This is a genomic window from Ketobacter sp. (assembly GCF_003671495.1).
GTDB lineage: Bacteria > Pseudomonadota > Gammaproteobacteria > Pseudomonadales > Ketobacteraceae > Ketobacter.
In genome coordinates, this window is the sequence record NZ_RCHN01000009.1 from 135,340 (window position 1) to 160,166 (window position 24,827).

Below are 24,827 nucleotides of genomic sequence, written 5' to 3' on the forward strand. Positions count from 1 at the left end.
GTTCCTATTGCCACAACGATCATTTAAATTAAGCGATGTTGCCATTCTTCGTTGCGATTCGCTCCAACCCTATGTGTCTGTTGAAACGTCATGATTTACCTTTTAGCCGCCGTGCTCCTGTGCGGTTTGATGTTCTACCCCCAATATGCCACCCGGCGCATCCTCCGGAAGCATAGCCAGCCCCGCTCGGACTTTCCCGGTACCGGTGGCGAATTCGCGCGGCACCTGCTGGAGCGTTTCTCCGTTCACGGCGTGGGTGTGGAGCCAACGGAAGTGGGCGACCATTATGATCCTCAACAGAAGATGGTGCGTCTGAGCCCCGAGGTGTTTGACGGTAGGTCGCTGACCAGCGTGGTGGTGGCGGCCCACGAGGTTGGGCACGCGATCCAGGATCATCAGGGCTCCGGTGGCTTGCGTACCCGGTATCGCCTGGCAGTGGTGGCGCAATGGTTTGCCCGCGGCGCCCAGGCCGCCACAATCTTGTTGCCGTTGGCGACGGTGAATCCCGGTTTGATGCGGCTGGCTCTGGTGGTCATTCTGGTGGGGGTGCTGTTGTCGACGCTGGTGCACCTGGTGACCTTGCCGGTGGAATGGGATGCCAGTTTCAATAAGGCGCTCCCCATTCTGCAGGAGGGGCGGTATTTGGCGGCGGCCGATATGCTGGCGGCCCGTAAAATTCTCCAGGCCTGTGCCTTCACCTATGTCAGCGCGTCATTGGGCAGTCTGTTGGGGGCGTTACGCTGGATTCGGTGGCTGCGCTGATGGGGGCATGGTTCGTTTATATCCTGCGCTGTGCGGACGACACGCTTTACACCGGCATCACCACCGATCTGGCAAGGCGTGCCCGGGAGCATGGCGAAGGCCGCGCCGGCGCCCGTTATACCCGGGTGCGCCGGCCCGTGCAGCTGGTGTATTCCGAGACGGTGGCCAATCGCTCCGAGGCAGCCCGACGGGAAGCCGCCATCAAGAAATTATCCCGCACCCAAAAGCTGTTGCTGTTGGAGACCTGGCAGGCGCCATCGCAGGAGCCCTGACCTGTTTTGCCGGAATATTGTCGGCTTTAACCGTTTCACCGTCTCTTCCAAAGCTTGCATAATGGGGGCTTCCAATGCAGCCAGAAAATGAGCATCAGCATAACCACAATAACAATGACGTACCCACAATAACTCTACCCGCTATCGGGAACTGAGACTCCAAGGACAAGAACGAGAGAGGACAAGAGGACTGCACTATGTATGAATACATGAATTTCTATATCAATGGTCAATGGGTGGCGCCGGCGACGGTCAACAGTCTGGAAGTGATCAACCCGGCCACCGAACAGGCGATGGGTGTGATTTCCCTGGGCAGCAAAGCGGATGTGGACAAGGCAGTCGCCGCGGCCAAGGCTGCGTTCCCCAGCTGGTCCCGCACCACGCGGGAAGAGCGCATGGCGTATCTGGAAGCCATTATCGCCGGTTACCAGAAGCGCATGGGGGATCTGGCCACCGCGATCTCCCAGGAGATGGGCGCCCCCATGTGGTTGGCGAATGCGGCCCAGGCACCGGCGGCACTGGGGCATTTTATGCAGGCCCTGGAAGTGCTGAAAACCTATGAGTTCGACGAAGTGCGCGGCAACCACCGCCTGCACAAAGAGCCCATCGGGGTGTGTGCCCTGATCACGCCCTGGAACTGGCCCATTAACCAGATTGCCTGCAAAGTGGCCCCGGCCCTGGCCACCGGCTGCACCATGGTGTTGAAGCCCAGTGAAGTGGCCCCCATCGATGCCATGATCTTCGCTGAAATTGTGGATGAAGCCGGATTGCCGCCGGGCGTGTTCAATCTGGTCAATGGCGACGGTGCCGGCGTGGGCACTGCGCTGACCTCGCACCCGGATGTGGATATGGTGTCCTTTACCGGCAGTACCCGGGCGGGGGTGGCGATTGCCAAAACCGCTGCCGATACCGTAAAACGGGTGGCGCAGGAGCTGGGTGGCAAGTCGGCCAACATCATTCTGGATGATGCGGACTTTGAATCCGCCGTGGCCGGCGGTGTGAAAGGCTGCTTCATGAACAGTGGTCAATCCTGTAATGCGCCGACCCGCATGCTGGTGCCGGCCGCGCGATTGGAAGAGGCCACCGCCATTGCCAAAGCGGCGGCAGCCACCATTGTGCCGGGAATGCCGGAAGCGGAGGGAACCGTCATCGGACCCGTGGCCAGTGAAGTGCAGTATCAGAAGATTCAGGCCCTGCTGCAAAAAGGCATTGCAGAAGGTGCTGAGCTGGTGGTGGGTGGCCCCGGCAAACCGGAAGGACTCAGCACCGGCTACTTTGTACGCCCCACCATCTTCAGCAACGTTAATAATCAGATGACCATCGCCCGCGAAGAAATTTTCGGCCCCGTGTTATCCATTCTCCCGTACGAGGATGAAGAGGACGCCATTGCCATCGCCAATGACACACCTTACGGATTGTCAGGGTATGTGTCCGGCAGTCAGGAACGGGCGCTTAAGGTGGCCAGTCGCTTGCGCACCGGTAATGTTCATATCAACGGTGCCGAAATTGATTTCTCCTGTCCCTTCGGAGGCTTCAAGCAAAGTGGTAATGGCCGGGAGTGGGGCCGGGAAGGTTTTGAAGAGTATCTGGAAGTGAAAACCGTATTTGGCGCCGGCTCGGCTGCAAGCGCATAACGCAACATCCATCACCCTGGGCTGGGACTGCTGCTACCGTCGCGATTGTAACGCAGTAGTTTCCAGCCTGCTGGCGCGTTTCAGATTGGCCACCCAAACCCCCAGGCTCACCAGCACCAGGCAGACAATCAGCGGAACCCCCAAAGGTTCGTCATACAGAAAGACCGCAGAAAACCCCGCAATCAACGGCACCAGTGCCATCATGGACCCCATGCTGGCCGGGCCGATGCGGCGCACCGCCTGCACATAGCAGAGCATCTGCACAATGGTGGCCAGAAAGCCCTGATACACGCTTTGCAGGGCTACGTGGCGCCAGTGCTCCAGGCTGATGTTCTTCTCCAGCAGGAAAACGTAGACCGGCAGATAGGCCAGCGCGGTCACCACCGCCAGGCTCACCGTGGCCTGCCAGGGGGAAATCTGCCAGCGCTTGATCAGCACCGAGAATACAGCCCAGCAGAACGCAGCGCCCACAAACCATCCCTGTCCGCCCTGAACGCCGTCCTCATGCAGAATCTCAAACCAGAACAGGCAGAAGATACCAGCGCTGATGGATGCCACCCCAATCCACTTCACCGGGGTGAAGGCCTCGGCACTGGAAGCGTAACTGAGCATGGCGATAAACAGGGGCAACAAACCGGGCAGCAGAATGGCAGCGTGGGAGGCGGGCGCCGATTGAAAGCCCTGGAACGCGCACAGAGCATACCCCAGGCCCCCGATCAAAGCGGCAACAATCAACCGGGGATTCAGCAGATTAAAGCGATACACGAACAGCCATACCGGCAGCAGCAACAGGGAACAGGTGGCGTAGCGGATGGCAATCACATCAGCGGGCAGCAAAGGGCCGATGCCGCCGAAGCGGGACACCAGAATAAAACCGCTCCAGATCAGCACCGCCACCGTCGCAAACACATAGCCCTGCATTCAGATGTGCTCCACGCGCTTGCTCAACCACGCCAGCGCCATCAGGCCAACACCGCCGAACACCAGAAAGCTGGCGATCAGGGGCACCGGGGTGCCGTTATAGTGCTGGCCCACCAGCGCCCCCAGGGGCACGGCGATCATGGTGGAAACCGCCCCGGACACCGACGCCCCCAGGCCCGCGATGTTGCCCAGGGGCTGCATGGCCAGGGCATTGATGTTGCCGAACTGCAGGCCCAGGCAGAAGAACAATGGAAAGCAGTACAGCATGAACAGCCACAGCGGTGGGACCTGGTCATACAGCCAGACACTGACCACCAGCATCACCAGAGACATCCCGCACTGCAATGACAGGGCCAGCACACACACCTGAAGAATACCCAGGCGTGACAGGATGCGGGCATTCGCGATGGAGGCGGCCCCAATCCCCAGCGCCAGCAGGGCAAAATACAGGGCGAAGGCATCGCCGGTTTGATACAACTCTCCCAGAATTTGCTGAGCATTGCTGAGATAGGCCACAAAGCCGCCGAACAGCAGGCCGGAAATCAGGATGGCGATGACGCTCACGGGTTGCTGAAAAATAAAACGGGTGCCTTGCCACAAGGATTTGAGGCTCAATCGGTGGCGCCGTGCCACCGGCAGGGACTCCTCCAGGCGCAATCCGAGCCAGAGCACTGCCACCAGCCCGTACAGCAGAATAAAGGCAAATATCAGGTGCCAATCACCGAAGAACAGAATGCTTTGCCCCAGCAGCGGCGCCAGTGCCGGAATAAAGATAAACACCGCCATCACGAAGGACATGACCCGGGCCATGGCGGCCCCTTCGAAGCGATCCCGCACAATGGCCAGGGTGACAATGCGGGCGCTGGACGCCCCCAGCCCTTGCAGGAAACGCCCCACCAATAACAACTCGTACGTCGGTGTCAGCAAACAGAGCACACTGCCCAGCACAAAAATTCCGATCCCGACATAGATGGGGCCTTTGCGGCCATAGGCATCGGATAATGGACCGTAAATCAGCTGGCCAACACCCAGCCCCAGAAACAGGCCGGTGATGATGTATTGCTGGTCGTTGGGGTCCACCAGGTTGAATTCAGCGGCAATGGCGGGGAGGGCAGGCAGCATGGAATCAATAGAGAGCGCCACCAGGGAAATCAGCATGGCGGCCAGGGCGATGAATTCCGCCGCGGCGGTGTTTTTCATAATCCGGGTTCTGCGTAATGATGGGGTTGGCATCATTACACAGGACCCGGGGTTAAAACAGGGTTAATACAGCCAGCTTACTGCACAGGGTTTATATGGCCTGGCTCAAGGCCGGCCCCACCAAATGGGGAAACAAATACGTGTTGACGTCGATCTTGGGCTGGTAATGCATGAACAACCCGCCCAGGGTGGTGAACACCCGGGCCAGCATGATGAACTCCGCCGGCAGCTTGTCCACCGGGTCGGCATCCGCCTGCGCCAGCAGTTTTTTGGCCTGGGCCAGCATGTCACCCTGGCTGGGCCAGCCGGGATTGTCCTGGCTCATTTCGAACGCGGCCCGTTGAATTTGCGACAATAGGGCATCGGCAAAGGCGAGCAGGGTATCCGGTTTGCCGCTGCGGGTGGCAAAGCCCATGGCCAGCAGCTCTTTGGCCATGGTGTCCCGTTCCCCCATCAGGGCGGCCCCCAATACATTGAAGTAGCCTTCCCGGAACGGCTCCGACAGGGTCATGGTGCAACCGAAATCCAGCAACACCAGGGTGTCGTCGGCGGTGACCAGCAGGTTGCCGGGGTGGGGATCGGCCTGGAATACCCCGGCCTGCAGCACCTGGCGCAGGTACAGGTCCAGCAGCCGACCCAACAGGTCGGCCAGGCCCGCCTCATCCCCTTCCGCTTGGCGCTTGTCCAGCTCGCCCATTAACGGCTTGCCGTCGATGAACGTGCTCACCAGCACCCGTTCACGGGTAAAGCCGGGAATCGGGCGCGGTACCGTGACCTTGGGCACATCCCGCAGGAAGTCGCCCACCTCCACCATGGCCCGGGCTTCACAGCGATAGTCCAGTTCCTCGCGGATGGTGCGCTCGATTTCGTTGGTGATGGTGTCCAGGTCGGTGGGGGGCAGCATGGACGCAATGCTGTTGGTGAACAGTTTCAGCAGGGTCATGTCCAGGTCGATGATGTGGGCCAACCCGGGCCGCTGGATTTTCACTGCCACCTTCTGGCCGTTGGGCAGATAGGCCTGGTGTACCTGGCCAATGCTGGCAGCGGCGATGGGCTCGGGGTCGAATTCCGCGAACAGGGCGTCCAGGGTGTTGCCCAGTTCCGTTTCAATCACTTCCCGCACCTCCTCAAACGGCACCGGGGAGGCCTGGTCCTGCAGCACCCGCAGTTCCTCCACCCAGGGTTTGGGCAGAATGTCGGCGCGGGCGGACAGCAGTTGCCCCACCTTGAGGAAGGCGCCTCCCTGACGCAGGGACACATCACGGAACAGGCGGGCATTCTTGCGGTGCAGCTCGGCCAGGGCGTCCGGAGCTTTGCGGCGGGAAATGAACGCGGATTTAATGCCCCACAGGCGATAGCTCGTGGTGATGCGGGTGAGCATCCAGCCGGTGTCTTTCATGCGTTTCACCCGGGCCGGCCATTGCGCGGCTTCCCGGACCAGGGTCTCGTATTCGTCCCGGGCCTGGTCCACGCCGTCGCCCACTTTCTGCAGGGTGCGAATAGCCTGTTCTGCCAGCTCCCGCCCCTGCCAGAGCGTTTGTTCCAGGGCGGAGAGGGATGCGTTCATCACATTGAGCCAGGCTTTGAGCCCGTCATTACGAGGGTCGCAAGAACGAGGGTTAGTAGCGTTGGGCGTGGTGTCCATGTTTGGGTCCTCGGTGGTCATTGTCTTTTTTTGTATTACATTTATGCGTCAAAAAAAGCCGGCGACGGGCCGGCACTGTTTGGGATTCCTGATCGGTTAAAGCTGCTCCAGGCAGTCACTGCACAGCCACACCGCCGGGGTGTCCGGCTTCTGCAGCGGGCTTAAACCGCGGTAGGCCCGTTGCCCACGCTGCAGCGGTTTGTTGCATTCAACGCAGTGGCCGGGCTTGTTCACAATCACATCCTGCCAGGCCTCCACGGCATCCAAAAGGGCCTGGGCGCTGGGTTTGCACAACTCCCCCTCACCGCGCACGCTGGCGGCCACCCGCTTGGCGTCCCGGCTCACCTGTTCCACCAGGGCGCTGGAATCCGCCACGATGTTGTCCACCAGGGTGAAGGTATCCTCCAGCACATTGCGGATCAGGTGGGATACGGACATGCGCCGCTTTTCCGCCGCCTGTTTCAGGGTAGCCTCCAGATCCTCCGGAACCCGGGCCTGGATCACCCGATCCTTGCGCTCCTCAGCGGCAGCCGGCTTGCGGCCGCGACGGCGGGTGCCCGGTTTACGGGGCTTGCGCTCAGGTGATTCGGGGGTGTTCTGGTCTGACACAGTGACGGCTCCGGCACGCTCTGGAATTAATGTAATACAAAATATAACAGGATTGCAGAAAGGTCAATCCTGCGCGGGCTTGGCAAAACCCGGCATCATGCAGGGGGGATTCCCAGCAGCGGCGCCACCGACTGGGCCACCCGGGCCTGTTTGCGCAGGATGTCGAGGGTGCCCATGGGCTCTGGGAGGTTCCTGAGCCGGGCCCCCCAATGCCGGTACAGGGTAAAGGCATTGGTCACCATGCGTTCGGCACAATCCCAGCGGGCATAGGGTGACTGCAGGAACGCCTTGCTGTGCATGACGTGGCTCGCTGCCTCGTGGGGCAGCATATCCTGCTGATACAGCGCGTGAATCCCTTCGTGGACAAAATCCCAGTAATCAATGATGTTCTGTATATCCTGGCGGCTGGCCAATGGCCCGTGGCCGGGCACCATGATGTCGGCCTTGAGGGACAGCAGCTTGTGCAGGCCGGCCACCAGATTCTCCAGCGGCCCACTCCACATCACCGGCGTGATGCCGATGAAGGCGATGTCCCCGGCGTAGACCAGTTTGTCATCCGGCACATGGACAATGGCGTCCCCGTCGGTGTGCCCTGGCCCCACTTCGTACAAGATAATGTCCTTGCCGTTGAGGCACAGGTTGTGTTCCTGCTGGAAGGTGATGGTGGGGTCGGTGATCTGTACGTCCTGGAAGTGATAGGGCGCCAGCATGTCATCCATGTAGTGGGAAAAACACTTCATACCGCCGAAGGGCACATACCGCAGTGCCTTGCAGCTGTGTTGCAGCGCGTTCAGGGCCGCCGGCTTGGTGTGGTGCATCTGTTCCTGGCAGGCGCGGGTGGCCACGATGTCGCGCCCTTTGAACAATTGGTTGCCCCAGCAGTGGTCGCCATCCGCATGGGTGTTGATGACGGTTTCAATGGGGGAGCGGGCCAGTACCGGCTGCATGGCCGACAGCATATGGCGGGTGAAATTCAGGTCCCAGCCGGTGTCGATCAAGACGCTTTTGCCGTTGCAATCGATCAGGCCGATGTTGGTTTCTCCCCAGGAACCGTTGGGCACCATCCAGGCATAACCCTGTTTGCTGACCTGATACAGTCCTTCCTGAAAACGCAGTGCGGCGCCGTGTCGCGTGGCAGTAATGCCGGTGTTCACCAACAATGTGGCTGATTCCATGGTTCCCCCTTTTCGCCAATGAGCGTTGCCCACAAAGAGGTGATTCTAGGTAAAACGGTGCTGGCCGTCATCCGCTATTACCCCCTGTACCGGAATGCGCTCACGGTTGTTCTGCAACGGTCACTGTGTTATCAAACCACGGTAGCGGCCCGCAACGTAATCAGGAATGAAACCGCCATGAGTGATCTGCCGGAAACCGAACAGCCAGACCCCAGAGATTACCTGCCGGACGTGCGTGACGGTTTGACGCGCCGTGAGCGAGTGGTACTGTACTGTCTGCATGAGGCCCAGAAAGAACTGGGTGGGCGCAATGTGCCCACGGTGATGTTGTACGGCCGGGTGGTGGAGTACATAGATATGAGCGAGGCGGAATTGCAGTCCATTTTGCAGCGTTTCATCGGGTTTGACCGTTAAACCTCACTTGAGGAACATGGCTGGCGTAATACAACGGGGAGTGGGTTAGATGCGGCGGATCAGGGCAACGAACGCTGGCAACATTTTATTGCTGCAACTGATGGGGTTGGTAGCCTGCCTGGCAGTGTCTTACGCGCGTGCTGACAATCAGGTCACGCAAATACCGTTTGCGGATTCCGCCCCCGGTTCTGTGGGGTTGGGCGCGGGCATTCGCAATGGCAGCAGCCCCTATCGCTATGTGGATACGGTGTCGAGCATGGAGAACGATAATGTCCGGGATATGATGCCGCTTTACCTGTATGAGGGAGAGTACCTGTTTTTTCACGGTACCCGCGCCGGCGTTCACCTTTGGGATGGCTGGGTGACCGGGGATCTGGTGGCGCAGTACCGGTTTGATCGCCTGGAGCCGGAAGTAAACGATTTTTACCGTACCGTCTCCAAGCGCTCGCAAACGGTCGAAGGCGGGCTGGCCCTGGAATTCAACCTGGATCGGCAATCGCTGTATTTCAGCCTGTTGAGCGATCTGCAATCCCGTCACAACGGCAATGTTGCAGATCTCACCTATCGTTACCGTTGGGACTATTCCCGCTTTGAATTTTCTCCCTATCTGAGTTTGATTTATCAGAGCCAGGAGCTGGTGGACTACTACTATGGAGTTGAAAGTGATGAAGCCAGGCCGGACTTGCCGGAGTATGAAGCGGATGCAGCGGCCTTTGCCCGGCTGGGGTTGAATACCACGTATCACTTGCTGGATCACTGGTATCTGTTTGCCAATTTCAGCTGGGAAGCATTACCCTCCGAGATCACCGACAGTCCGCTGGTGGATGAAGACCAGATCTACGCTGCGTTTGTGGGCTTTCATTATAATTTCGGCAATGTGTTCGAGCCCCGTTCCGGGCAGGACCATGGTCAGGTGATCACGGACTGGTCCTGGCGGGTGCAAGCCGGTTATCAGGCCCAGGGCACCTTCCATAAATCCCATCGTGGCGATTTGCAGCGCAGTGTTGATGTGCACACCTACTTGGCCGGAGTAACCCTCGGTAAGAAAGTTTATGATGGTGCCATCCTCGATTTTTGGGGCAAGTTTTCCATCAATCGGCGACTGGAAAACGATCTGCAGGATAATTTCTGGGATTTCAGTGTGTATGTCATGGCCATGGGCACCGGTTACTCGCCCTGGAGTGATCGGGAGTTGTTTCGCTATGGTTTTGGTTTTGGCTTTGACTACGCCCAGAGAATTCCCATGGTGGAGCAGATCAAGCAGGATAAAAAGGATCAGAACACGTCCCATTTTCTGAACTATCTGGAAGCGCAGGTGGATTTCCCGTTGCGCAATATGACCCGGGCGGAAAGCGTACGGAATTGTTATGTGGGCATGACGTTGATTCACCGGTCCGGCATTTTTGCGACCTCGGATATCCTGGGTAATGTATCCGGTGGTTCAGATGTGGTGGCCGCCCATATGGAGTGTGTTCGATGAGATATGGCCCTGGTTTTCCCGCCCTGGTGTTTCTGCTGTGCCTCACACTGGGTGCTTGTGCCTCTGCGCCGGTGCAACAAACGGAGCCCGGCGACGGCACTGGCGCCCATATTGATCCCGAAATTGAGCGGGCGTTGCAGGCGTTTCGTGCGCTGCCGGAGCTGCAGGTCTATTTTGACGAGGCCAAGGCCGTGGTGATCATTCCCCGTAATTTTCGCGCCGGTACGGGGTTTGGTGGGGCCGTTGGCAAGGGGTGGTTACTGGAGGAGGGCAGAGTCAGTGCCACGGTCTGGCATTGGCAGTTCCTGGCGGGCGCCGACCTGGGCTTTCAGTTCTACCAGCAGATTCTGTTCCTCAAGGATGCCGAAGCGGTGGCGTTCTTCAAAAATGAACCCTTTCAGTTTGCGGGTCAGGTCAATGCCACCGCCCTGGTCTGGGGAGCGGCGCTGACCCCTTCCTACAACCAGGGGGTGGCGCTGTTCACGGTGATCGATGGTGGATTGATGCTGGAAGGCAGTGTTGGCTTGCACAGCTATCATGTGTTCCCGCTATGACGCTGTGTGCGTTAGGTTCATCCCAACAGGTCCAGGTTCTTCAGTTCGCTTACATCGAAGTGCACCGCCAGGATATTCAGCAGCGAAATTAGCTTTAGGTTCTCATAGGCGTCAATCAGGTTGTTGTTCAGGGCGGCGTCCGGATATTCCAGGTGCAATCCGTAGCGCTCCGGCTCCTGGCCTGTGGTGAACAGATAGGCGCGCACGCCGGGCTCACTGGGGTGCTCCAGATAGATTCCCTTGGCATTGGCGTGGACGTTCTGATCCACCAAAAACGTATCCGCCCCCAGGTGGCTGTGCAGCAGCAACAGCACGTGCTTGATGCTGATGTCTTTGTCCATGGCCCAGATATTCATTGCACACTACATCGCTGACGTCGTTGCGACAGAATTAGCACAGATCCGCCGCAAAAATCCAGGTGCAATCAACGGGGGCGGTATTGCTCCTCGCCGAAGGAGTACGACCAGGTCTTGTCATCCAGGGCAAAAAACGTGTTGGGGGGCAACGAGTAAATGAAACCGTTGATCACATCCTTGCCCCGTTGCACCGCCTCCCGCTGGTCCAGGGTTTTGTACCAGCGATAAAGGTGGGGAAAATCCTGTTTCATGTGCACACCGATCAGGCGCAGGGCCCGTACCCAAGGCCAGGTGGCGATATCGGCAATGGAATAGTCGGAGCCAGCCAGGTAAGCGTGCTGCTGCAGTTGACCTTCCAGCACCCGGCACTGGCGCAGGGTTTCATTCATGTAACGGGTTTTGGCATAGGGTTGGTCTTCGCGGGCATAACGGATGAAGTGATGGGCCTGGCCTTGCAAGGGGCCCACGGCGGATACCTGGAACATCAGCCATTTCAGCACGGCGTAGCGTTGCTGTGGATCAGCGGGGAGCAAGCGGCCGGTTTTCTCCGCCAGATAGATCAGGATGGCGCCGGTTTCGAATACGCTGATGGGTTCTCCCTGGCCGATGGGGTCTGTATCCACGATGGCCGGAAGCTTGTTGTTGGGGTTGATGGCCAGGTACTCGGGCTTAAATTGATCCCCCTTGGTGATGTCGTACTCGATCACCTCATAGGGCAGTCCGGTTTCCTCCAGCATGATGGAGATCTTGTGCCCGTTGGGGGTGGGTACGGTATGCAGTTGAATCATGGACAGGCTCCGATCAAGGTCAATCATGGTTGTCTAAATTGCCATGGTACCCGTGATCCCGGGCGATCACAACGGCCATGGCTGCGTCGCAGGCAGCGGCAAATTTCATGTTGAAGTTGTGATACAAAAAAAATAAAATGTCTCAGCATGATTGCGCCTCGGTTTTGGGGTGTGCTCGAAGCCGGAGCAATTGGGTTGTAGTCCGTTTGCGGGCGAGGGGGAAGTCTGGCTACGTTAAGGGTTGGCACTGCAGTCAGTGTGAGTCTGGCCGCTGGGGCGGGTGTCGCGACGCGCCACCGTGACGGCATTGCCCAGCGTGGCCTGTTCGTTGCCATGATCGGTTTGGTGGCGGCCGCTTTTGGGGTCTGGCTGCCGCAACTTTCCACTTTCCTCTCTAACCAGCTACTTGAGTCACTGCAGTGGCTGCAGGCCTGGGCGTTGTACAGCAATCTCTGGGACATGCTCAACGACTATATAGCGCTACTGGTGCACGGACTGGCATTGGTGCTGCTGTTGGCAACGATCAGTATTTTCATTGTTTGGTATGAGCGGGCGTCAGGCTCTGGTTGAGTTTGCCGTACGCATGGATGTTGAGAAGTGGATGAAAACCTCATATACCCGCCGACTATCTCTGGCTGACCTTACTTACGCGGCCAGCGGATATCGCTTAAAGCACAAGAACCAACTGCTGTGTCAGTTGATCGTCCGGGGCGTGGGAAGGATACCCGAGCACCGGATGCTGGATGCCGCAGCGGAAGTCTCCCGCTACTGCCCGATCATGCGTTCCCGATTGAAAGGCTTCTGGTTCGCCAAATACTGGTCCGCCTCCGGCCCCTTGCCCCGGGTGCGAACCGTTAACCTGGATTGGGATGGTCAGTGCCAGGAAGGCCTCGATTTTATCGACACACCACTGGATCTGATGGTTGGCCCGGTGGCGGAGATCGTGCAGGTGGTGGGGCGCAGCACCTATATCGTGTTCCGGGCCCACCATGCGGTCACGGATGGTATCGGTATGCTGGAATTTGCCCAGGCCTTCTTCAAGGTGCTCAATGGTGCAGAGCCGGTCTATTACGGGTCACCGGTGATCCTGGAGAAGATGCCCCCAGGAAACCTGGCGGCGATTCCTCCCAGCGTGTCTGCGGCCCCTACGCCCTACCCCCTGGCGGAGGTGGACCCGGAGAGGGTCCGCCGCGAGCGCATCTGGCGCCAACTGACATTGCCCGGTAATGATAAAAAGATATTGTTGAAGGTGATGTTGGCGTTGTCCGCCATGGCGCGGGGTAAAGACAGCGGGGCAGTGCGCCTGCATATGCCGGTGAGCCTGCGCCGTTATGTGCCCAGCGAAAATACCCTGGCCAACCTGTTCGGCATGCTGCGCATCGATATTAACGTCGGGGACGACGAGAAAGTGCTGGTGAAGAAGATCAAGGGTGCGATGGCCGATCGTCAGGAGCTGCCCATTGCGGTGAATTCGGTGACTTCCAAGCTGGCTTTTGCGTTTCCGCTGCTGGTGCTGCACATGCTGGAGAAGCTGGCCATCAAACGCTTGTTGGGGCGGCCCCGGTTCCGCTGCAGCGCCACCACCTCCTACGGAGGCACGCTCAGTCTGCAGAGTTTTTCCACCGAGCATTTTACGGCCAAAACCGTATTCGGTATTCCGGTGTCACCGTTGGGCACACCGCTGATGGTGGCGATCATGAGCAACGAAAACAGCACCGAAATCGTCGTCTCGGCCAATCGCACACTGATTTCCGATGAGTCCATGGATCAGTTGGTGCAACAATTGCAAACCCTGATTGCAGGGTATGGTACGCGTTCCCGAACCACTAAAACCGAGTTGCAGGCGGTGGTGAACGGGTGATGCACTGGTCTTACTGATACCCATTCTGCTGATGACCGCTGGTTCTGGATATTTGACATTTGGAATGCCTGGCGCAGTGAAATGGTTGTGTAGTTCAGGGGGTTGAATTTTGAATACCGAAGCGCCTTACGCCGCTCAGGTAACGGGTCTGTTGCGTCGCATGGAATTGTCCTACGGCCTGGGCCTGTTTGTCGTACTGCTGATTGTGACGTTGACACACCTGCCTATGCCCTTCAACAGTCTGTCCACCGACGACTATCTGATCCGGGCTAACATAGAAGGGGAGGCGGTACTCTTTCAAAAGGGGTTCCCCCTGGCTGATCCGGACAAAAGCCTGGCCCGCGGGTTGGCGGACGCGTTTCATTTTTATTCCCCCGAAGCCGGAACCTTAGCGGCCTATACGGAGTACGGCAACCTGCCCTGGTGGAGCGCCGAGGCGCCGAAGATGAATCCCTGGCGTCCGCTGGCGGCATTGACCCACTGGCTGGATTTTCAGATAGCGCCGGCTTCCTACCCGTTCCAGTTATTGCACAGCCTGATCTATCTGCTGTTGTTTGGTTTCAGCGCCTATCGCCTGTTCTGGCGTTTGTCGCCCCGCGCCTCCGTGGCGGTGCTGGCCACCCTGTTTGTGGTGGTGGACTACAGCCATTTCATCAACTTCAGCTGGATTGCCGCCCGTAACGTGTTCATCACCGGTGCGCTGGGGTGTTTTGTGTTGGAGCGGTTCATTGCCTGGCGCCAGCAGGGGCAGCCCCTGTCGGCAGCCATGGCGTTGATGGCCTTTGTGCTGGCTTTGCTCAGCGCTGAGAGCGGTATTGCCGTCACCGGTTATCTGTTCGCGTATTTATGGCTGGTGGAGAAGACCGGTCTGCGCAGAATGGCCGCTGTATTGTGGCCCTACGCTGTAGTGGTAATCCTGTGGCGGGTGGTGTACAGCGCCGCAGGCTACGGCACCAGCGGGATCAGCCTGTATGTGGACCCGATGCGTTCACCGATGGAGTTTCTTGCGGCGCTGCTGACCACCCCCCCGGCCCTGTTTGCGGGGATCATGACCAGCATTGATGGCTATGTGCCTTCCCTGTCGCCCCAGTGGAGCCTGGTGGCGGTGGTGTTGTCCGCCTGCCTGGTGATGCTTGGCGTGTGGCTGATCCTGCCGTTGTTGCGCAGCAATGCCCTGGCCCGGTTTATGTTCCTGGGATCGGTGTTGGCTTCGATTCCTGCCTCATCCCTGATTTCCGGCAGCTCCCGCAGCGGGGTGTTCATTGCTATCGGGTTTTTCTGGATTCTGTCCATCTGGTTGCATCAACTTATGGACCGCCAGCGTGGCCGTGGCGTGCGGCTGTTTGCCAAGGGCTTGCTGGGGGTTCACCTGGTGTTGCCGGTGACCATCGCTTTTGTCGCCAGCTCCATGCTGCTGCCGGTGACCTACAGCAGTGACATGCAGTACGAGAGCGTGGCCAAGCGCTTGCATCCGGTGTCCGGTCAGCGTTCCCTGGTGGTGGTGAACAGCCGTGCTCCCAATCGGGAGTTCTATCTGCCGTTTACCTGGCACTATGAATACGGGGTGGTTCCGCAAGCCATCAATGCCCTGGCGCCGGGCATGAGCTCGTTTTACCTGACCCGGAAAAGTCAGCGGGAATATGAATTGCGGGCGCCGGTGGGGCTGGCGTTGGCGGGCAATGCCAAAATGACTGATCTCAACGGGGAGCAACCGGCGCTGTCAGAAGTGTACTACCTGCAAATGCTGCAGGGCTTGTTCACGGAATCCAACCAACCCTATCGACCGGGTGATGTCCACCGGGCCGGTGATCTGACGGTGACGGTGTTGGCGGCAGTGGACGATCGCCCCACCCGGATTCGTATCCGTTTTGACGCCGAAGTCGACCCGGATGACATGGCTTGGCAGTGGTATAACTGGGAAACCCGCCAATACCAGGCCATGAGCAAACTGGCGTTCGGTGAAACCCGTTTCTTCCCCGGTCCATTGGATGCTGACAAGCGGGATCTGGTGGACATTTGCTGGAACTGCTCGGAAGAAGGGGAGGCCGACGGCGCAGCGCCTTAGCGGCTATAACACCATCGGCGCAGCCACCTGGGCGCGTTTCTCCGGGCCCAACAGGGCCTCCACCAGGGCAAGGGCAAACTCCAATGCCGTGCCCGGCCCCTGGCTGGTGATGCAGTTCTGGTCGACCACCACCCGTTGGTTGTCAAAGTGCGTCAGCTGTTGGGTGAAGCCGGGATGGGCGGTGGTGCTCAGCGCCCGCTCCAGTCCGTGATGGGCAAACACCAGCGCCGGACTGGCGCAGATGGCGGTGAACCAGCGTCCGCTCGCCTGCTGTCGCTGCAGCATGGCCAGCAGGGTGGGGCAATCCCGCAAATGCTCGGCACCGGGCAGTCCTCCGGGCAGGGCAATCAGATCAAACTCCCGGTCTGCGCAGGTATCAATATGAGCATCCGCCAGAATCCGGGTACGGCGGGCTGCACAGATCTCCAGGCGCCCTTCAGGCATCACACTGGCCACCGTTACCTCCACGTCGGCACGGCGCAACACGTCAATAATGCACACGGTTTCGATATCTTCAGAGCCATCGGCGATGGGGACTAGTGCGGTTTTGGCAGGCATGGGCAGCTCCCTGATGATAAGTGTCTTCACATGTAGCAGAGTCTGGCCCCGGGTTCAATCACGCCACGCTGACAAACCCGGCCGCAGCCCGTATCATTCCTCTCCAATGAAGCATTGGAGGTGCCAGCATGCCCGATTCCCCCATCCGCCTGACGGAATACAGTCATGGTGCGGGTTGTGGTTGTAAAATTTCCCCCAAGGTCCTGGATCAGATCCTGGTGTCCCGTTTGCAGTTGCCCGAGTTTCCCCAGCTGTTGGTGGGCAACAGCAGCAAAGACGACGCGGCCGCCTACGCCCTGGATAACGGCCAGGTGCTGCTGAGCACCACGGATTTTTTCATGCCCATTGTGGATGATCCCTTTGATTTTGGCCGCATTGCCGCCACCAACGCCATCAGCGACATCTATGCCATGGGCGGGCAGCCCCTGATGGCCATTGCGATCCTGGGCTGGCCGGTGAATGTGCTGGCGCCGGACGTGGCCCAGCAGGTGGTGGACGGGGGTCGCCAGGCCTGTGCGGACGCGGGTATTCCCCTGGCCGGTGGCCACAGCATCGATGCGCCGGAACCCATTTTCGGGTTGGCGGTGAGCGGCCTCACCCGGCGTGAACACCTGAAGCAGAATAATCAGGCCCGGGCTGGGGACAAACTCTATCTCACCAAACCCCTGGGCATCGGCATACTGACCACCGCCCAGAAACACAAGAAACTGCAACCCGGGCACAACCATCTGGCGCGGGACATCATGTGCCAGCTGAATCGAGTGGGGGCCCAGGTGGCCAAACTCGAGGGCGTGTCGGCGCTTACCGACGTCACCGGCTTTGGGTTGCTGGGGCATCTGCTGGAGCTGTGTGAAGGTAGTGCGGTGCAGGCGGTACTGCAAGCGGATCAGGTGCCGGTGATACCGGAAGCCCTGGACTACCTGGCAATGGGCTGTGTGCCGGGGGGCACCGGGCGCAATCTGGAAAGCTATGGCCACAAGCTGGCGCCCATGGACGACCACTACCGTACGCTGTTCAGTGACCCGCAAACCAGTGGCGGGTTATTGATTGCAGTGCATCCCGGGCAGGCGGCGGAACTGGAATCGCTGCTGTCAGCGCAGGGTTTGTATGCCCGCAGCATTGGTTACCTGCAGGCGCCTGACGCTGATCATTGGGTGGCCCTGGCGTGACCCGTCCCGATGCTTGCCCCGACAGCGGGGATTTTCTGCGCCTCTTCCTTGATGACGTACCGTTGATTGATACCCGGGCGCCGGTGGAGTTTGAGCGCGGTGCGTTCCCCACCAGCGTCAGCCTGCCACTGATGACCAACGAGGAGCGGGCCCAGGTCGGCACCTGCTACAAACAACAGGGGCAGGCCGCCGCCATCGAGCTGGGTCGGGCCCTGGTGGACAGCGAAAAGCAGGCCCGCCGCACGGCGGCCTGGGTGGCGTTTGCGGCACAGCATCCGCAGGGATATCTGTATTGCTGGCGCGGCGGTTTGCGCAGCCAGATCTGCCAGGAGTGGATGCGGGAGGCCGGCTGTGACTATCCCCGCATCGGCGGTGGTTATAAAGCGCTGCGCCGTTTTCTGATCGACGAGTTTGAGCGCATTTGTCGCGGGCGCCCGCTGTTGATCGTGGGCGGCCGCACCGGCTGCAATAAAACCGCCCTGATTGAGTCCCAGGCCACGGCAGTGGATCTGGAAGCGCTGGCCCATCACCGGGGCTCGGCCTTCGGACGTCGCCCCGGTGGGCAGCCCACCCAGCTCAGCTTCGAAAACGGCGTGGCAGTGGCGATGCTGAAGGCGGAGCAACAAGCAATCCGCACGGGCTGCCCCATCCTGTTGGAGGATGAGAGCCGCCTGATCGGTCGTTGCGCGTTACCCCCCGGATTATCGCAGGCCATGGGGCGGGCACCGGTGGTGCTGGTGGAAGCCAGCCTGGAGCAGCGGGTGGAACACAGTTTTCGCAATTACATTCTGATCAAGCTGGAGGAATGGCAACACCAGCTGGGGGAGGAGGCCGGCTTTGAGGCGTTTGCCGAGGACCTGACCCGATCCCTGTACCGGGTGCGCAAGCGCCTGGGGGGTGTGCGCTACAAGGCCATCAGTACTCAGTTGCAAACTGCACTGGCGGCCCATCGCCGGGGTGAGCCGGAGTTGCATCGTGAGCTGATCCGGCTGTTGCTGGTGGAATATTACGACCCCATGTACGACTACCAGCTCAGCAAGCGCCGCGAGTTGGTGGTGTTTCAGGGCGATCAGCAGGCGGTGCGTGAATACCTGAGTCAATTAAATAACCTGAATATCAAGGAGCAATCATGTTAATGCTGCGACGCCTGTTGGCGTTATTGTTGTTGTTTCCCACCTTGGCCCTGGCCGAAACCTTTGTCTTTACCGCCATCCCGGATCAGGATGAGTCCCAACTGCAGCAGCGGTTCGACAAGGTGGCCCGTTATCTGGCCGCCCAGTTAAACACAGAGCAGCAGAAGATCGAGGTGCGTTACATTCCCGTGAAATCCTACGCGGCGGCCATCACCGCATTTCGCAACAACCAGGTGCAACTGGCCTGGTTCGGTGGCTTGTCCGGGGTGCAGGCCCGGCGCCTGGTGCCGGGATCTGAGGCCCTGGCCCAGGGCTTTGAGGATCAGTATTTCAAATCCTATATCATTGCCCACCATTCTGCGGGGATTGCGCCCGGGGAAACCCTCCCTGACAGCCTGAAGGGCAAAACCTTTACCTTTGGTTCCAAAGGCTCAACTTCCGGTCGTCTGATGCCGGAGTTTTATCTGCGGGAACACTTCCAGGCCGCGCCAGAGGCGATTTTTTCCAAGGTGGGATTCTCCGGTGATCACAGCCAGACCATTGCCCAGGTGCAGGCCGGTGCCTACCAGGTGGGGGCGGTGAATTACAGTGTGTGGGACACCGAGCTGGCGGAAGGCAAGATCGACCCGGCCAAGGTGAAGGTGATCTGGACCACGCCCACTTACCCGGATTACCAGTGGACCGTGCGCGGTGATGTGGATCAGCATTTCGGTGCCGGTTTCAAAGCGAGGTTGCGGGATGCGCTGCTGAATATGAAAGATCCGGATTTGCTGGCGAGTTTTCCGCGCCAGAGTTTTGTGCCGGCCAGCAATGCTGATTACGCCCCCATTGAAGACACCGCCAAAGCCATCGGCCTGCTGGATGAGTGACATCGTTTTTGAACTGTCCGGTTTTACGTTTCACCACGGTGAGTTGAAAGTACTGGACGACATTTCCCTGTGCGTGCAGCGGGGCGAAAAGGTGGCCTTGCTGGGGGCTTCCGGTGCCGGCAAGTCCACCCTGTTGATGCAGCTCTATCAGCAACAGCCGCAACAGTGTGCATTGCAACCGCAGAGCGGCGCGCTGGTGGACTTGTTGTCGGTGTACCACAATATTTTCATGGGCGGCCTGGAGCGGGTGGGAAACCTGGCGGCGCTGTGGAATCTGGTGCGACCCTTGCCGGCTGCCAAAGCGGATATCCGCGCCATTGCCCGTCAATTGGGCCTGGAGGATAAACTCTGGCAGTCCGTGGATCGACTCTCCGGTGGCCAGCGTCAGCGGGTGGCACTGGGGCGGGCCCTCTATCGGCGACAACCGGTTTTTCTCGGCGATGAACCGGTATCAGCGGTGGACCCGCTGCAGGCCAGTGCCCTGTTGGCCCACGCTCTGGCGCAGCATGAAACCGCTGTGGTCAGCCTGCACAACCGCCATCTGGCCCTGGAACACTTTGATCGGGTGATCCTGCTGCGGGCTGGCAAAATCGAACGGGATTGTGCGGCGGCGGAGATCAGCAGCGAGCAGCTGGATGCCCTTTACCGCCAGGATGAATCCGTGCGGGAGGCAAACCCGCCGCAGACAGGAACCGACGGTTGGGTGATCCGCACTTCATGACGCGGTGGGTGCAATACTCCAGTGCCCGCCGTTTGAATGTGGTGTGCCTGGCGCTGGTGGTGGCCGCCGTGCTGGCCCTGTGGGGTGTTGATTTTCAGATCTACCCGGTGGACCCCTGGCATGAACTGGGCCGCCTCGGCTGGGGTTTGCTGACCCCCGCCTGGTACGACCTTTCCTCCCTGATGTGGGCGTTGTTGCACACGGTGGCCTTTGCGCTGTTGGCGGTGGCGGTAGCGGCGCCGCTGGGATTGCTGTTGGCCATGCTGTTTCATTGGCGCGCTGTACGTCTATGCTGCGCTGCAGTGCGCTCCGTGCATGAGGTGTTTTGGGGGCTCATCTTCATGCAGCTTTATGGCATCAGTCCACTGACCGGTTTGCTGGCCATTCTGGTGCCCTTCACCGGTGTGTTTGCCAAAGTCTTCGCGGAAATTTTTCAACAACAGGATTTCGATACCGTTCACACCGTGGGTCTGACTGCCGGGCGTTTGAAACGGTACTGCTACACCCTGATTCCTCAATCCTGGCCGGCGCTGCTCAGTTACACCCGTTATCGTTTTGAGTGCGCGTTGCGTTCCAGCGCCATACTGGGGTTCATCGGTTTGCCCACCCTGGGGTTCCATTTGGAAACCGCCTTCAAGCAGGGTGACTACAGTGAAGCTGGAGCATTGTTGTGGGCGTTTCTGATGTTAATTGCCACCATCCGATTCTGGCTGCGACGTTGGCTGTTGGTGCCTTACCTCCTGTTGGCCCTGTGGGTGCTGCCGGCAACGGTGGGTTTTGATGGTGGTGGCTCCCTATGGCGGTTTGTGAGCGAAGACATCTGGCCAAAGGCCCTGCTGGAGCAGGATTGGAACGGCTTGCTGAACTGGTGGGTAGCCCTGTGGCACGGGCAGATCTGGCCCGGACTCTGGCAGACCTTGTTGCTGACGCAGATCGCACTGGTGCTTACCGGCGTTGTGGTTTTGCTCGCCTACCCACTGGCCTCCCGCTCCCTGGCCGGCCCGGTTGTGCGTTGGCCGGGGCGTTTTTTATTGTTGGTGTTGCGCAGTACGCCCGAGATGGTGCTGGCCTTTGTGTTTTTGCTGCTACTGGGGCCATCGGGATTGCCGGTGGTGTTGGCCCTGGCGCTGCATAACGGTGGTTTGATTGCCTTTCTGGTGGCCAATGCCAGTGATGAGGAATTCCGCAGTCGCCTGCGCCGGCCGGATGATCCTGCGAGTCTGAAACGGTACGCCTATCTGGAAACCCCGCGCCGGTTTCCGGCGCTGTTGGCGTTTCTGTTTTATCGCTGGGAAGTGATTCTGCGGGAAAGCGCGATCATGGGCATTCTCGGCGTGGCGACCCTGGGCTTCTATATCGATTCCGCCTTTGAAGAAATTCGCTATGACCGGGCTTTTCTGCTGATTGTGGTGACGGCATTGTTGAACATGTTGGTGGACGCTGTGTCCCGACGTTTGCGGGGTGCATCCGTGCGGATGGAATGATGATGACGCTGCGGTGGGCCCGCGCTATGCTTAAGCCAGTGGTATTCCATTGGCCGGAGCTGTCATGAATAAACCGATTGATAATGATGTTCACCATTCTTCCTCTGCTGCGCTTCCGTTTGGTGCGGTGATCGGGCTTGCTCCGGGGGGCGTGGCCAGCTACTCCAGTGACTACAACACCGTAAATTACGATGAATTCCCTGAGCGGCATGCCTTCAATCATTATGTGGCCGGCGTTTATACCGGCCACAAATGGCAATGCGTGGAGTTTGCCCGCCGCTGGCTGCTGGTGAACCGTGGCTATGTATTCGAAGACATTGCCATGGCTTACGACATATTTTATCTGCGCCAGGTGAAAGTGGTGGCGTCCGGCGAACAGCTGCCGTTGGCCTCGTATCTCAATGGCAGCAAGCATCCACCGGAGGTGGGGTGCCTGATGATCTGGCAGCACGGTGGCGAATTCGAAGTGACCGGGCACGTGGCGGTGGTGACTGAGGTCACTGAGCATTATGTGCGGATTGCAGAACAGAATTTTGATCACAAACCCTGGCCCCAGGGCGCGGATTATTCCCGCGAGCTGTTTGTGCGGATGGGCGAAGACGGCAGTTACTGGGTGCGTTGCAGTGCTGAGGGTGCCACCATTCTGGGTTGGGTGATTCAGGGTGAGGCGGACGAACACGCGGAGCACTTTGAAGGCACACATTCCAATTTGTTCAATCTGAAAATGCAGCACCTGAATGTGGCGGACCGTCTGCATAAGGCCTGGATCAATCTGGCCAACGACGATGAATACGCTTACGCCATCCGCAACGGTCAGCGGCTTTCCTGTGTGCCCGGGCGAGAGGACCGTTACGTCACTATTTCGCAGTCGGCATTGGACGAAGTGGAGCGGGCCACCAATGAGCTGAACGCGTTGTTTCAGCACGCCACGGATTATGTGTTCCAGAATCCGCAACTGCACAGTCGTTTCAATATTCCGGAGATTCTCTGGCCGCGCATGAAACAATCCTGGGATAACCGGCGCAATCAACTGGTGACTGGGCGCTTTGACTTTACCCTCAGTGAACAGGGGCTCAAGGTATATGAATACAACGCCGATTCTGCATCCTGCCATATGGAATGCGGCAAGATTCAAGGGGTGTGGGCCAATCACTTCGGTTTGAAGGATGGCAGGGACCCGGGTGGGGATCTGTATCATCGCCTGGTGGAAGCCTGGAAGCACAATGATATGACTGACCTGGTGCACATCATGCTCGATCACGACCAGGAGGAGAGCTATCACGCCCAGTACATGAAGAGCGCCATGGAGCGGGCCGGTTTGCAGGTGAAGTTGATTCAGGGCGTACGTGGGTTGCAGTGGTCCGGCAATGGCGACGTGCTGGACCAGGATGGCGTGCCCATTACCCAGGTGTGGAAAACCTGGGCCTGGGAAACGGCTTTGGATCAGTTGCGGGAGGAACTGGCGGGGGCTGAGTCCGGCACAGACCAGCCATCTGATCGGGCCCCACGCTTGAAGGATGTGTTGTTACATCCGCAGGTGATGGTGATCGAACCACTGTGGACCCTGATCCCGAGTAATAAAGCCATCCTGCCCATTCTATGGGAGATGATGCCCGATCACCCCTATCTGTTGGAGAGTTGTTACGAACTGACTCCCTCCCTGAAAAAAAATGGTTATGTGAGTAAACCCATCGCCGGTCGTTGTGGTCTTAATATCAGTCTGGTGGATGCGAATGATCATACGCTGGTGGAAACTGATGGCCGCTTCTCTCACCAGGATTACATCTATCAGCAGCTGGCACCGTTACCCCGCTTGGAAGACGTCAGTGTGCAGGTGTGCAGCTTTACTGCCGGTGGGCATTACGGCGGTGCTTGTGTGCGGGTGGATGAGAGCCTGATCATCACCAACCAAAGCGATATACTGCCGTTGCGTGTGTATCCTGACAGCGAGTGGGATGGGGGCTAGCGAAAGGGGAGTGGAGTAAGCACGCTCATATTTAATTTGCATGACGGTTGTATTGGATGTTTGCTTAATCTTTATTTCAATTTGGTTTCATTGCGCTGAAATCCCTTCAATTCAAACTGTAATATTTCATTGTCTGTCATCTTTCTTACACGGTGTGTACTTTTTTTCAGCATGAAAAATTCATGTAGGAATTCCCACCAAATTCAATAATTTTTCACATTTCTCAATCAGTATTGTGCCCCGTTAGCGCAGTGGGGAAGTTGCGCTGACATCCATTCCTACTAGGGTGTGCTGGCGCAATGCAGCACTCGGCTTGGTAGTTACGATTGTTACGAAAGTTACGAACATAAAACCTGTATTCGACCGAGGATGTGAATATGAAATTGAAAGCTATTGCTGCAACTGTTGCGTTAGCTGCTGTGTCTGCTTCTGCTAATGCCGCCTGGGAACACGGTGGTGGCCCCAGCTCCACCAGCGGTGAGCTGATTCTGTCTGTCTGGAACGCGGCTACTGAAACTTCCATGGCTGTTGACCTGGGCGTAACCACCACTGGCGCTATGGATCTGGCCATTGGTACTACCTTTGCTCTGGATCAGGCTGCCCTGGACCACATCGGTGCTTCTACTGCTGCTACCAGCGACCTGTACTTCAACATCGCAGGCGCCAACTATGACCTGAACGGGTTTGTTGCCAATCCTGAGTTGTTCTCCTTCTACTCCACTCAGGTTGCCCAGCCTAATCCGAGCTTCACCTATGTTTCACTGGCTAACATGACTGGTGCGTTGGATAACTATGCGCTGCAGTTGGGCGGTCGCCAGACTTCCAACGGCCTGGATAACCCAACTTTCCTGGGAACTGGTGGTGCTAACTATTCTGGGTCCGAAGCCTTTTGGGGTTCCGGCATGGCTGGTTTGACCAACGATACCTTTGGTGCTGGCGTTCTTGAGTCTGCCGCCAACGTGGGTGAGTCACTGTACGCCTACAGCTTCCAGTTCGCCAATGTTGGCCAGCAGGATTTGACTCCGTATGCGCTGCAGACTGCTGGCTACTGGGTACTTGATATCGATACTGCCACTCTGTCCTACGTACCGGTACCTGCCGCTGTTTGGCTGTTTGCTTCCGGCGTACTGGGTCTGGCCGGTGTAGCACGTCGTCGTCGCAAGGCTTAATGGCCAGGCGCTGATCGCGACA

Annotated in this window: 24 protein-coding genes; 16 read left to right on the forward strand and 8 right to left on the reverse strand. The window is 58.6% G+C overall.

Annotated elements, in window-relative coordinates:
- Positions 1 to 90 precede the first annotated feature (90 nt).
- The 3 genes from D9N14_RS04095 to D9N14_RS04105 all read left to right on the forward strand — a co-directional run bounded on the left by D9N14_RS04095 (position 91) and on the right by D9N14_RS04105 (position 2,668).
- Positions 91 to 762, forward strand: coding sequence for a zinc metallopeptidase (locus D9N14_RS04095; RefSeq protein ID WP_290577195.1), 672 nt, complete (start codon positions 91 to 93; stop codon positions 760 to 762).
- On the forward strand, positions 762 to 1,034 hold the full coding sequence (locus D9N14_RS04100; RefSeq protein WP_290577196.1) for a GIY-YIG nuclease family protein: 273 nt from the start codon (positions 762 to 764) through the stop codon (positions 1,032 to 1,034). The genes D9N14_RS04095 and D9N14_RS04100 overlap by 1 nt, the downstream gene beginning before the upstream one ends.
- A 197-nt stretch (positions 1,035 to 1,231) precedes the next feature.
- Positions 1,232 to 2,668, forward strand: coding sequence for an aldehyde dehydrogenase family protein (locus D9N14_RS04105; protein ID WP_290577197.1), 1,437 nt, complete (start codon positions 1,232 to 1,234; stop codon positions 2,666 to 2,668).
- Positions 2,669 to 2,701: 33 nt separating this feature from the next.
- Here the strand turns inward: D9N14_RS04105 and D9N14_RS04110 are convergent, their stop codons facing one another.
- The 5 genes from D9N14_RS04110 to D9N14_RS04130 form a co-directional block, all read right to left on the reverse strand.
- Entirely contained in the window at positions 2,702 to 3,589 is an 888-nt protein-coding gene (locus D9N14_RS04110) for a DMT family transporter (protein ID WP_290577199.1), read from the reverse strand.
- A complete protein-coding gene (locus tag D9N14_RS04115) occupies positions 3,590 to 4,789 on the reverse strand; it encodes a multidrug effflux MFS transporter (protein WP_290577201.1) in 1,200 nt (399 codons plus the stop codon).
- Between the two features lie 91 nt (positions 4,790 to 4,880).
- Positions 4,881 to 6,434, reverse strand: coding sequence for an ABC1 kinase family protein (locus D9N14_RS04120; RefSeq protein ID WP_290577203.1), 1,554 nt, complete (start codon positions 6,432 to 6,434; stop codon positions 4,881 to 4,883).
- A gap of 96 nt (positions 6,435 to 6,530) precedes the next feature.
- The gene (locus D9N14_RS04125; protein ID WP_290577205.1) at positions 6,531 to 7,043 is read right to left on the reverse strand and encodes a hypothetical protein; all 513 of its coding nucleotides are present in this window, start codon (positions 7,041 to 7,043) and stop codon (positions 6,531 to 6,533) included.
- Between the two features lie 95 nt (positions 7,044 to 7,138).
- Positions 7,139 to 8,218, reverse strand: coding sequence for an MBL fold metallo-hydrolase (locus D9N14_RS04130; protein ID WP_290577207.1), 1,080 nt, complete (start codon positions 8,216 to 8,218; stop codon positions 7,139 to 7,141).
- Positions 8,219 to 8,236: 18 nt separating this feature from the next.
- Here D9N14_RS04130 and D9N14_RS04135 point away from each other — a divergent pair, with 18 nt between their 5' ends.
- From D9N14_RS04135 to D9N14_RS04145, 3 genes are read left to right on the forward strand one after another with little or no spacing between them, the layout of a single operon-like run.
- Positions 8,237 to 8,632: a hypothetical protein gene (locus D9N14_RS04135; RefSeq protein ID WP_290577209.1), complete on the forward strand. Its 396-nt coding sequence runs from the start codon at positions 8,237 to 8,239 to the stop codon at positions 8,630 to 8,632.
- A gap of 49 nt (positions 8,633 to 8,681) precedes the next feature.
- Positions 8,682 to 10,112, forward strand: coding sequence for a MipA/OmpV family protein (locus D9N14_RS04140; protein ID WP_290577211.1), 1,431 nt, complete (start codon positions 8,682 to 8,684; stop codon positions 10,110 to 10,112).
- The gene (locus tag D9N14_RS04145) at positions 10,109 to 10,666 is read left to right on the forward strand and encodes a hypothetical protein (protein WP_290577213.1); all 558 of its coding nucleotides are present in this window, start codon (positions 10,109 to 10,111) and stop codon (positions 10,664 to 10,666) included. Before D9N14_RS04140 ends, D9N14_RS04145 begins: the two co-directional genes overlap by 4 nt.
- Before the next feature lie 17 nt (positions 10,667 to 10,683).
- Here D9N14_RS04145 and D9N14_RS04150 read toward each other — a convergent pair whose 3' ends face one another.
- Positions 10,684 to 11,022, reverse strand: a complete 339-nt coding sequence (locus tag D9N14_RS04150) for a hypothetical protein (protein WP_290577215.1) — start codon at positions 11,020 to 11,022, stop codon at positions 10,684 to 10,686.
- Positions 11,023 to 11,090: 68 nt separating this feature from the next.
- Complete coding sequence (locus tag D9N14_RS04155; RefSeq protein ID WP_290577217.1) at positions 11,091 to 11,810, reverse strand: glutathione S-transferase family protein; 720 nt, start codon at positions 11,808 to 11,810, stop codon at positions 11,091 to 11,093.
- 258 nt (positions 11,811 to 12,068) lie between these two features.
- Between D9N14_RS04155 and D9N14_RS04160 the strand changes: the two genes are divergently transcribed.
- The 3 genes from D9N14_RS04160 (at position 12,069) to D9N14_RS04170 (ending at position 15,736) form a co-directional block, all read left to right on the forward strand.
- Positions 12,069 to 12,380, forward strand: a complete 312-nt coding sequence (locus tag D9N14_RS04160; RefSeq protein WP_290577219.1) for a hypothetical protein — start codon at positions 12,069 to 12,071, stop codon at positions 12,378 to 12,380.
- A gap of 31 nt (positions 12,381 to 12,411) precedes the next feature.
- On the forward strand, positions 12,412 to 13,671 hold the full coding sequence (locus tag D9N14_RS04165) for a hypothetical protein (protein WP_290577221.1): 1,260 nt from the start codon (positions 12,412 to 12,414) through the stop codon (positions 13,669 to 13,671).
- Between the two features lie 109 nt (positions 13,672 to 13,780).
- Positions 13,781 to 15,736, forward strand: a complete 1,956-nt coding sequence (locus D9N14_RS04170; RefSeq protein ID WP_290577223.1) for a hypothetical protein — start codon at positions 13,781 to 13,783, stop codon at positions 15,734 to 15,736.
- 3 nt (positions 15,737 to 15,739) lie between these two features.
- Here the strand turns inward: D9N14_RS04170 and D9N14_RS04175 are convergent, their stop codons facing one another.
- Positions 15,740 to 16,294, reverse strand: coding sequence for a DJ-1 family glyoxalase III (locus D9N14_RS04175; protein ID WP_290577225.1), 555 nt, complete (start codon positions 16,292 to 16,294; stop codon positions 15,740 to 15,742).
- A gap of 128 nt (positions 16,295 to 16,422) precedes the next feature.
- Between D9N14_RS04175 and selD the strand changes: the two genes are divergently transcribed.
- From selD to D9N14_RS04210, 7 genes are all read left to right on the forward strand, one after another.
- The gene (selD, locus tag D9N14_RS04180) at positions 16,423 to 17,463 is read left to right on the forward strand and encodes a selenide, water dikinase SelD (protein ID WP_290577227.1); all 1,041 of its coding nucleotides are present in this window, start codon (positions 16,423 to 16,425) and stop codon (positions 17,461 to 17,463) included.
- Entirely contained in the window at positions 17,460 to 18,599 is a 1,140-nt protein-coding gene (gene mnmH, locus D9N14_RS04185) for a tRNA 2-selenouridine(34) synthase MnmH (protein WP_290577229.1), read from the forward strand. Before selD ends, mnmH begins: the two co-directional genes overlap by 4 nt.
- The gene (locus D9N14_RS04190; RefSeq protein WP_317622570.1) at positions 18,593 to 19,465 is read left to right on the forward strand and encodes a putative selenate ABC transporter substrate-binding protein; all 873 of its coding nucleotides are present in this window, start codon (positions 18,593 to 18,595) and stop codon (positions 19,463 to 19,465) included. The genes mnmH and D9N14_RS04190 overlap by 7 nt, the downstream gene beginning before the upstream one ends.
- Positions 19,458 to 20,186, forward strand: a complete 729-nt coding sequence (locus tag D9N14_RS04195; RefSeq protein WP_290577231.1) for an ATP-binding cassette domain-containing protein — start codon at positions 19,458 to 19,460, stop codon at positions 20,184 to 20,186. Before D9N14_RS04190 ends, D9N14_RS04195 begins: the two co-directional genes overlap by 8 nt.
- Positions 20,183 to 21,670, forward strand: coding sequence for a PhnE/PtxC family ABC transporter permease (locus D9N14_RS04200; RefSeq protein WP_290577237.1), 1,488 nt, complete (start codon positions 20,183 to 20,185; stop codon positions 21,668 to 21,670). Before D9N14_RS04195 ends, D9N14_RS04200 begins: the two co-directional genes overlap by 4 nt.
- Positions 21,671 to 21,734: 64 nt before the next feature.
- Positions 21,735 to 23,636, forward strand: a complete 1,902-nt coding sequence (locus D9N14_RS04205; protein WP_290577239.1) for a glutathionylspermidine synthase family protein — start codon at positions 21,735 to 21,737, stop codon at positions 23,634 to 23,636.
- Between the two features lie 377 nt (positions 23,637 to 24,013).
- A complete protein-coding gene (locus D9N14_RS04210) occupies positions 24,014 to 24,805 on the forward strand; it encodes a VPLPA-CTERM sorting domain-containing protein (protein WP_290577241.1) in 792 nt (263 codons plus the stop codon).
- Positions 24,806 to 24,827 lie beyond the last annotated feature (22 nt).